Annotated in this window: 1 protein-coding gene; it reads left to right on the top strand. The window is 57.0% G+C overall.

Annotated features, from left to right (window positions below):
* Positions 1–633, top strand: a 633-nt coding sequence (locus tag KHU30_RS24995; protein WP_211445293.1) for a hypothetical protein, incomplete at both ends; no start/stop codon positions are given.

Raw genomic sequence — 633 nt, forward strand, 5'->3', positions numbered from 1 at the left:
TCGTGCTGCTCAAGCCGGTCGATGTCGACGTCGACAGCGACGACACGTTGCTGTTGGTGCTGCTCAGGCCAGTCGAGGTTGACGTCGACAACGAAGACACATTGCTGTTGGTCGTGCTCAGACCGCTAGACAATGACGTGACGTTACTGTTCGTGCTGCTCAGACCGGTCGATGTCGACGTCGACAGTGACGACACGTTGCTGTTGGTGGTGCTCAGGCCGCTGGACAACGAAGTGACGTTGCTATTCGTGCTGCTCAAACCAGTCGAGGTTGACGTCGACAACGAAGACACATTGCTGTTGGTCGTGCTCAGGCCGCTGGACAGCGAAGTGACATTACTGTTCGTGCTGCTCAGACCAGTCGATGTCGACGTCGACAACGACGACACGCTGCTGTTTGTCGTGCTCAGTCCGCTGGACAGCGATGTGACGTTGCTGTTCGTGCTGCTCAGGCCGGTCGAAGTCGAAGTCGACAGCGATGATACGTTGCTGTTGGTTGTGCTCAGTCCGCTGGACAGCGAAGTAACGTTGCTGTTGGTGGTGCTCAGGCCCGTCGAGGTGGACGTCGACAGCGACGACACATTGCTGTTTGTCGTGCTCAGTCCGCTGGACAGTGAAGTGACGTTACTGTTCG

It is taken from the genome of Collimonas humicola (genome assembly GCF_018304945.1).
Lineage (GTDB): Bacteria > Pseudomonadota > Gammaproteobacteria > Burkholderiales > Burkholderiaceae_D > Collimonas > Collimonas humicola.